Source organism: Kamptonema sp. PCC 6506, from assembly GCF_000180455.1.
Taxonomy (GTDB): Bacteria; Cyanobacteriota; Cyanobacteriia; order Cyanobacteriales; family Microcoleaceae; genus Kamptonema; species Kamptonema formosum.
Window position 1 is genome coordinate 1 of record NZ_CACA01000032.1, and the last position, 8571, is coordinate 8571.

General features: G+C 43.1%; 6 protein-coding genes and 1 pseudogene. 6 read left to right on the forward strand and 1 reads right to left on the reverse strand.

All coding sequences use genetic code 11. The features are described from left to right. Positions 1 to 1561 precede the first annotated feature (1561 nt). Together OSCI_RS01875 and OSCI_RS01880 are read left to right on the forward strand one after the other, a co-directional pair. Complete coding sequence (locus OSCI_RS01875; RefSeq protein ID WP_234708690.1) at positions 1562 to 1822, forward strand: DUF1778 domain-containing protein; 261 nt, start codon at positions 1562 to 1564, stop codon at positions 1820 to 1822. Beyond that, positions 1822 to 2337, forward strand: a complete 516-nt coding sequence (locus OSCI_RS01880) for a hypothetical protein (RefSeq protein WP_007353152.1) — start codon at positions 1822 to 1824, stop codon at positions 2335 to 2337. Before OSCI_RS01875 ends, OSCI_RS01880 begins: the two co-directional genes overlap by 1 nt. 189 nt (positions 2338 to 2526) lie before the next feature. Here OSCI_RS01880 and OSCI_RS29500 read toward each other — a convergent pair whose 3' ends face one another. Further along, positions 2527 to 2664 (reverse strand): hypothetical protein, encoded by a 138-nt coding sequence (locus tag OSCI_RS29500; RefSeq protein ID WP_155523443.1) that lies wholly within the window; start codon positions 2662 to 2664, stop codon positions 2527 to 2529. Between the two features lie 321 nt (positions 2665 to 2985). Between OSCI_RS29500 and OSCI_RS01885 the strand changes: the two genes are divergently transcribed. From OSCI_RS01885 to OSCI_RS01895, 4 genes and pseudogenes are all read left to right on the forward strand, one after another. Continuing rightward, a complete protein-coding gene (locus OSCI_RS01885; RefSeq protein WP_007353153.1) occupies positions 2986 to 4191 on the forward strand; it encodes an ISL3 family transposase in 1206 nt (401 codons plus the stop codon). 14 nt (positions 4192 to 4205) lie between these two features. Next, a pseudogene (locus OSCI_RS01890) lies at positions 4206 to 5156 on the forward strand (transposase); the annotation flags it as partial. Between the two features lie 77 nt (positions 5157 to 5233). Continuing rightward, the gene (locus OSCI_RS29505) at positions 5234 to 5374 is read left to right on the forward strand and encodes a hypothetical protein (RefSeq protein ID WP_155523444.1); all 141 of its coding nucleotides are present in this window, start codon (positions 5234 to 5236) and stop codon (positions 5372 to 5374) included. Positions 5375 to 5587: 213 nt separating this feature from the next. Further along, complete coding sequence (locus tag OSCI_RS01895; RefSeq protein WP_007353156.1) at positions 5588 to 8356, forward strand: FAD-binding protein; 2769 nt, start codon at positions 5588 to 5590, stop codon at positions 8354 to 8356. Positions 8357 to 8571: the final 215 nt, after the last annotated feature.

Consider the following 8571-nt stretch of genomic DNA (forward strand, 5'->3'; position numbering starts at 1 on the left):
TTGGTCTCGAAAAAATCCTGATTGCGGTCTTGAGTGATTATGATTGCGGTCTCCTACAACTAGTGCTTCCGTTTCAAAAGAGAGCTTCTGTTGTCAAGTGCTACGCGATGCAAAGTTCATCAGTTACTTGGATTTGACCTTTAAGGAAGGAACGAAGTAAACGATTGAGCGATCGCATCTTTTCTTCAGTGATGGACTCGTCGAGGATAGCAGCCATCATACCGTAACGGTCAGCTTTAGTGAGGCGGTGAGTATCAGCTTATTTAGCGAGGATAAAGCAAAAACGCATTTCGATGCGCTTTTGCTTTGGGGGGCTGCATGAAAGTAGCGATCGCTCTCTCCTGGTAAGCTTTAGCTATTGGAAGCTTTGGTTATTCTGGATGAGATCGCCATTTACCAGGGTTAAACCTGTTGCAGCCATCGTCACCACCAGGATAATACCTGGTAAACCCTATAATGCTATTTTTAAGGGCGTGTTCATCCATTTTACTAACCTTCGCTGTTGCTCTTCTTGCCGATTCGTACAATTTTCTCGTTTGGACACGCTGATGCCTTAAGGCAAGAATTGCAGTGCAGGGAGCCTCCCGTTTGAATGAATGCAGTGCTACCGCACTTTTGTACAAGAAAAGCGAAGTACCTCAATATTTTTTTGCTACCAGAATACTAATAGCGTTACTTCGGCAAGTCAGTAAATTTTGTAGTCAAAGCAAATGCCGCCACAATAGTATGAGCAATCGGCACAGTTGGAGATCGGGTAAAACCAAGCTTTTTGAGACACTTGGCTAACATCGCATCAGAGGCATTGATGGGGACAGTTGAAGATCGGGTAAAATTAAGCCCCTTGACACTCCATCTCTAGTTTTTTGGTGTTTGTGGCGATAGCTACTATTACTAGACAATCCCTTGCACTGTGCTTTCTTTGAATTGTTTTGACTTTAACAACTGTAACTCGCGACTTGACTGGGCTGCCCTTACTCGAATATCCGAATCAGCCTACAAGTTGCTACCACTGGCTCCCCATTAACCCGATTAATCCGAATACACCTTGACCAAACCAATGCAGGAAAATCGCACTTACTCATTCAAAAATTTTAGCTAAAATTTGGGAGGGAAAAAGAGGAGAAAAGAGCACAATTATTACTCATTACACCTCGTAATTCCTACTTTTTCGGTCACAATCAGTATAAATGCTTATCATTTTTCGAAAACAATTGTTGCTTTTGGCGCGATTTTTTGTATTTTAGACCCTTCTAAATCCTCCTAGTTAGTGCGCTAGTCGCATAGCAAGCCATGTCAAATGTACGTACAAGAGCACGAAATTGACCAATTTATGGTTTTTATGGTTTTTGCAAGACTTTGCAAGACTACGACAGCAACTGATCGTGCCATCGCAATTCACCGGAGGTAAATAAAGCCCGACTCGGGGCCGAAAAGCGGCAAAATTGACGTTAGAGATGGGCAACCCATTGACGGTACGGCTAATTGCCGCATAGACTAGAGTTAAAAGTTCAGCTTTAACAGCGAACCTAATGCCATGATCACCCCATCCACTACAAAAAAGATGGCACGGCTAGAAGCCCGCATCAGCCCGGAAATCAAATCTTTGTTGCAAAAAGCGGCTGATTTGGAAGGGCTCACCCTGACTGACTTTGCGATCTCCAGCTTGCAAAAGGCAGCAATTGCCACAATCCAAAAACACCAAACCCTCAAACTCAGCCTAGAAGACAGTGAAGCCTTTGTCGATGCCTTGCTCAATCCCCCCTTACCCAATCAAGCACTCTTGGCGGCGGCGGTAAGGTATCAGCAAACTATGAAAGCTTAATGGTTCTCAAAATCGAGCCACTGGATAGCCGCAAACACATACGTTCAAACTTCTGCTGTGGCAAAGATAGCCTAGATAATTACATCCGTAAACAAGCATCACAGGATCTCAAAAGGAAAGTTGCCACGATATTTGTTTTAATAGATGAGTCAGAAAACCATCCAGAAACAGAAGTTTTAGGCTATTACACCCTCTCAAACTACACCATTGACATAACAGAATTGGATACGGCACTTGCCAAAACCTTGCCACGCTATCCCCAATTACCCGCCACATTACTCGGTCGCCTTGCGGTTGATTGCGCTCAAACAGGTAAAAGATTTGGCGAACTCTTATTGATTGATGCGCTCAAAAAATCCCTGGCAGTCTCCAAACAAATCGCATCCCTAGCCGTAGTTGCTGAAGCCATAGACGAACAAGCCGCCCAGTTTTATCTAAAATACGGATTCCTCATATTCAACCACCAATCAACGAAGTTTTACTTACCCATGAAATCTATCGAATTACTTGATTGAGTAGCCCCATGAGTCAGGCGATTGCGTGCGTTCGCATCCAAATTTAGAGTAAGCGAAAAATGCTGCACGGCAATCAGCAATAGGAACAATTGTAAGACAGGAAGGCGAGTTTGATTGAATTCAGTGCTACCGCACTTTTGTACAATACAAGTTAAGTGGAAGAGTATTTTTTTCGGGCTGCCAGAATGTTCATGCAGAGCGAACGCTATCTTCATCTGCTCTGCCGCCTCGCTTGTTCCAGGTACTAATCCCACTGATGTTACGACTACTACAAAAGTCAGGTTCTTCTAAGAAGTAATATCTGCCAGCAATAAGCGTAAGTTGCATCTTCCACACAGGGTTGCAACTTTTTATGAGAAAGAACAACACCACAATTGTTACTGAGGGCTACAAAAAGCTTTATATTTTAACCCTTATATTTCCTCTTATTCCCTCTTATTTCCTAATCTCTCCTACTTGCCCCTCAAAAATCCTAAATTCTCCTCCAATTTTCACAAATTTTAATTAAGTTAAATTAATTTTCGCTGCTTTTTAATTGATTTTTTGTACTCCAACACCTCTTAAATCCTCGTAGTTAGGGGTCTTCCGTACTTACTGTGCTAAAATATTAGGTAAGTACCAACAAACGAGTGTTTTATGAATAGGTTAATGACGAAATTGCTAAATTTACCAAAAGTTTTAGTAGAAAATAGTCAACAAACAGAAGATACATTAATTATATTCGTGAAATCGGATAAGAAAACAGCACTTTGTCCTCGTTGTGGTCAAAAAAGTCATCGTCTTCATCAAAATCAACGACATTTAGTAAAAGATTTACCAATAGGTAATAGAGAAGTAGTTTTATCTGTGAATCGACGCAGATTTAAGTGTAAAAATTGTCAAAAACCTTTTAGTGAGATTTTAGATTTTGTGCCAGAGAAGAAAAGTTTTACTTATAGATATGCAGAAGCTATTACCCAACAAGTTATTCATAGTGATCTGAAGAATGTCGCTCATAACAACGGATTAACAGCAGAGGAAGTTGAGTCAATGGTCATGTTTGTTGCTCAATCAATTTTGCCTGTTGATGTGCAAGATTTGCGAAAGTTAGGGATGGATGAAATTAGTTTGGTCAAAGGTCAAGGAAAGTTTATTGTAGTTTTAGTAGACTTAGAAAGTCATAAATTAATTGGGTTAGTTTCAGAGCGAAAACAGTCTAAGATTGAAAAAGTGATGTTAAGTTGGGGAGAAAAAGTATTATCTCAGATAGAAGAAGTAAGTATGGATATGACGGGAAACTATAAATCATTAGTAAAGAAAATTTGTCCAAATGCTGAGGTGACAGTAGACAGATTTCATGTCACAAAATTGATTCATGAGGAGTTGAATCAGGCTAGAATTTCTCAAAAACAAACGGCCGGTTCTTTAAATATCAAAGAAAGAGCTAAATTATTTGATGGTTTAAAAGGAAGTAAATATACATTGTTGAAAGCAGAAAAGCAGTTATCTACTAAACAAAAAGAAAAATTAAAGCAAGTTAAAAAAGCTTCACCATTACTAGGAATTATGCACTTGTTAAAAGAAGAGTTTCACCTCTTATTTGAGAACAATCATAATGTGGGATCGGGGACTTTAGAACTAATTGATTGGTTAGAAAAAGCCGAACCATACTACAAAAAAAGTGTAAAAACAATTAAGCGGTGGCTTCCTGAGATAGTTGGTTATTTTGAGCTCATAACAACCAACGGAATAGTGGAAGGAATCAACAACAAGTTAAAGTTATTAAAACGCTGTGGATTTGGGTTTAAAAATTTTCAAAACTTTCAAGTTAGAGCTTTACTTTTTTGGCATTCACCTAATATTTTAGCACAGTAAGTACGGAAGACCCAAGATTTTTGACCTTTCCGGCCGAGTTATTCGAGAGAGTTTTCAAAGAATTGTTGCCCCATCTGAGACAGGCTTGGTGCTCACGAACTCGCCGTCTTGAACCCGAAAGTACACAGTTTGCCCGTCGCTGCTTTGAGCAGATTTGGATCGCCGACAGTTCAACCCTAGAAGCTCTATTTCGGAAACTCAAAAGTTTAGAAACTCTGCCCAAAGGTCAATTAGCCGGAAAGATGACAGTAGTCATCGATTTAATCACCCGCTTGCCGATCGAGATTGGATTTGACGAAAATCCCAGAGCCTCGGACACCTCGTGGGAGAAAGACCTGTTAGCATTAGTCAAACCCCAGACCTTACTGCTACTAGATAGAGGGTTCTATCACTTTCAATTTTGGCATCAATTGAGAGAACAAGGCGTGGATTTAATTACCAGACTCAAAAAACGAGCGACGATACAAGTCGAGGCAGTGTTGACCAACAGCTATAGTCTGCGAGACCGCCGAGTGTGTCTAGGTTCGGGAACGAAAAAGACTTCATTTATCACCTTACGTTTGATTAACGTAGTAAAACGGCTGTTAGGACTCAGTTATTTATGGACGGGTTCCCTGAATGGCATCAAGTTACAGATTTGGGGAACTTGGCTCTTTTATGGTCTGTTGGTAGATTTAGGAGATGCCGTGGCTGACGAGATGTCCCTGGAATTTGAGAGCATTTCTTTGGAGATGATTTATCGAGGTCTGTATCATTTTCAAGTGGCTCATCACCAGGGATTAGCTGCTGACCCCGTGAAGTATTTTGCCGCTCCGGAAAATCGAGATTTAGGGATTGTCAAAGCTCAACGAAAACCCAAGGTTAAGTTGATTATCGCTCCCTTTCCCGAGACCGTCCGCACTGGGGAGCCCTTGTTCTTTGAGCCACCACCGAAAATTCCCTTGACAACTGGCTTTGAGCCTTAACTTGTCACCAATGCCGTTAGACTGATCGTTAGACTGATCGTTTGATTCACCATTTTGCTGCAACAAGTTACTTCCAAATGTTCGCAGTTGCCCACCAATCTTCTCGACATCCACATCAGAAAGATCGACATTTGCAAGACTCGGCTCAAGAGTGCCGTAGTGCAAAATTGCAGCGCCCGACTGGTCATATCAATTCCGGCGTAGCCGGAATGATATAGTGAAAGGGTGTTAAAAGTGCAAGGAGGGCAAGTTATGCTTAAACGTCTCTTGCCAATGTCACAAGTTACTGCCGTAACTCAATATATCGGTTAGTTCGTCGATTAAAGGACTTACTTGTTTCCACTGGTGGCCAGAAACTAAAGCGATATCATTCCGGTGAAACCGGAATTGATATAAGTCCTGAGCATTATTCAATTAACTTAGGGATAAACATGACGGAGCCTTCAAAGACAGAAGCCAACCAGTTTAATGGAAGAGTCATTCCATCCAACTGGGATTTCCAAAACACCATCACCGACGTTTCAGGTTCCCATCAAGTCTGGTATCCAGCGTCCCAAGATGATGTTGCCACTGCGATTAAGCTTTCTAAGAACCAAAAAACATTTGTTCGAAGTGGCAAACAGGTGGTAGGACAAGATGAAGTGGATGGGTCAAACGGAGTTGTTATCAATCTCAGCGAATTAGTAAACGTCACCATCAATGGGAACAAGGTGGCAGTAGAGGCGGGAGCGACAGCCGAAGATATAGCAAAGCACCTCATCGATCGCAGCTTGGCACTACCGCTTTCCGACGATCCGCTAAAGAGCATTGCCTCAAATGTAATGAATGAGAGCGTCTCATACCTAACACGTAGTCTAGGGTCGCTTACAGGCTATATTTCGGAAATCAAAGCAGTGAAGCCAGATGGAACACCGATCACAGTTCCAATCAGCACAGATCAACCCTACGCAGGAGAATCATGGTTGGCTCTGCGCCAAGAGTCTAGAGCTATCATCACTCAAGTCACATTTGAGGCAGTGCCAGCTCAGAGCCTTTGGATGCAGCGATTCTCCTTCCCTTATACTGGTTATGACGAGTTTCTTCGCCTCGCCCAAGGCTTATTTCTAGAGTCAGATGTACCAGAGAATTGCGACCTGGTGTTGGATCTTTATAGTGGCTCATACCTAATGCCGATCGTGAGTATCACTGCTCTCGGAGTTGCAGAAGAGGGAAAATCAGAGCTAGAGAGACTTATCGCCGCAGTTGTCTCCAACCTTCCTTCTGTCGCCGCAGTTATCTTCGAGCTTCCTTCTGGCCACGCACGTGAAATATTGGCTGGGTCTCACGTCCTCGAAGCTATTGCAGACATGGGTCAAGGAGCAGGTCTAGATCCGACCATTTATTCTGAGAGGCTCCACAGAATCGAAGCTGCTGATCTGAATCGGGCGAACTTTATCGTCGAGTACGTTAACTATATCCACAGCGGAGTATCCTATCGTGAGAACGGAGAGGGCAAACTCCACCCAGACCTCCAGATATCCGCTCGTCTGCAAATAAACCGAGAGAATGCTCTTGAGGTCACTGGTTATGCCTACACTCCAAGACTGATAGAGTCCACAACAAATACTATCTTCGCAGCATCTGCTCGTATAGGCACACCACTTCACGAAGGTGTTCCTCTAACGTTACCTACACGTCCAGAACGAATACCAGGTTTTAAAGGTGACGTCTTCCAACCAAATGATCTGGGCTACCACTGTCGGGCCAAGGTCTACGCAACTACATCATACCCAGCGAAAAATTTGACACCCTTAATGGTGGCTTACCCACGGGACGCAGAGGACATTGCGGCAGCCATCGCGTTTGCCAGATCGAAAAACTTGCATATTGTGGCTAGAAGCGGCGGGCATCAATACTCTGGAAAGTCTTCGGGAGGCAGCAAAACGATTGTGCTTAGTATGGATGCGTTTAACCACCTAAGCGTCTCTGGGAATATCGTTGAGGTCGGCCCAGCTGTTAAACTGACGACGCTCGCAGATCGTTTCAAGCAAGAGAAGATCACAATCCCCCACGGTGAGTGCCCGATGGTGGCCATCGGCGGTCATGCTCAAACTGGAGGGTATGGTCATCTTGTCCGTAACTTTGGCTTAGCCCTTGACTACGTTGAGGCATTCGACATTGTATTGGCAGATGGAAATCTTCGTACGGTTACTCATCCAGTAAACGGTTCTTCACCCTCTTCGGATGAAGAGAAGCTTGACCGAGAGATATTCTGGGGTGTGTTAGGTGGAAATGCTGGTTCGTTTGGCATCGTGACCAGCTACACGTTCAAATATATTAAGGCTAGCGATCGCCCAAATTCCTACGGATATACTGCACTCGGGATGTATAGAAAGAGTCGCTTTCAGAAAATGATGAAGCTGGTTCAGGCATGGTCGAAAGACATCGAAGCTGGGACACTAACAGCAGATTTTGATTTTATGATGACCGTAAAATCAACAGACAAAATCCAATTCTTCCCAGTACTGTTGGTTGAAGCAGTATACGGAGATATACCTGTCGTAAACAAAGATGTTATCGAAGATGAGAGGTTGAAATCAATCGATGAGGCGGTTTTATTTGAGCAAAGTTTTTGGGAGAAGGAGCTCCTACGCCGCGAATACGGTAAGAGATCGCTGCCGGATTTGTCAGATTCGTTCGTGCGTCGCCATCCAGCTACAACCCTTGATGGACGTGAATTCAAATATCCATACAAAAAGCGTATCAACTGCACCACAAACGCGTTGACCGACGATTTTATTCAGAACTTTGTAGACATGGTCGATAAGGTGGTTATGAAAACGGAAGGCGTAAAGCTCGTCTTTCAAATGTTGATGGGCGGTGGTGCTTATCAGAATACGGAGCGTAGGCAGGCAACATCAATCTCTCATAGAAACTACGTTTTCTGCTTTGTATTCGATCTCTTCTACCGGCAGGGCTTCGAGAAAGCTGCCGAAGAATTACAGAAACAGATGCAGAATGTGGTTGACGAACACTTCAGCGGCAATCAAGAACTACGGGTTTTCTGGGGTTCCTTTGGAGATACAGATATTACAAAGGATGATATCAGAAAGATGTACTACGACAGTAAAGAGCAGTACGCACGACTGCAACAACTCAAACAAAGAGTAGACCCCAACGACATCTTTCATACAACGTTGACTGTCCAACTGCCAGGGTAAACGCATACTTGACCTTGTCTTTAAAAAGTGGGCAATCACTAGCTAAAATGATGTGTTTATCTTTACCAACTCCAAATTCTCTGGCAAAATCGGCTCTCCCGGATACTAGGTGTAAAAAGTAGTAGCTGATACAATTAAACGGTCGAAGGTCGGCTGAAAACCTTGATGTGGCTAAACTATAAGCCTAGTTTATCACCACAAGTACGGGAGAGCCA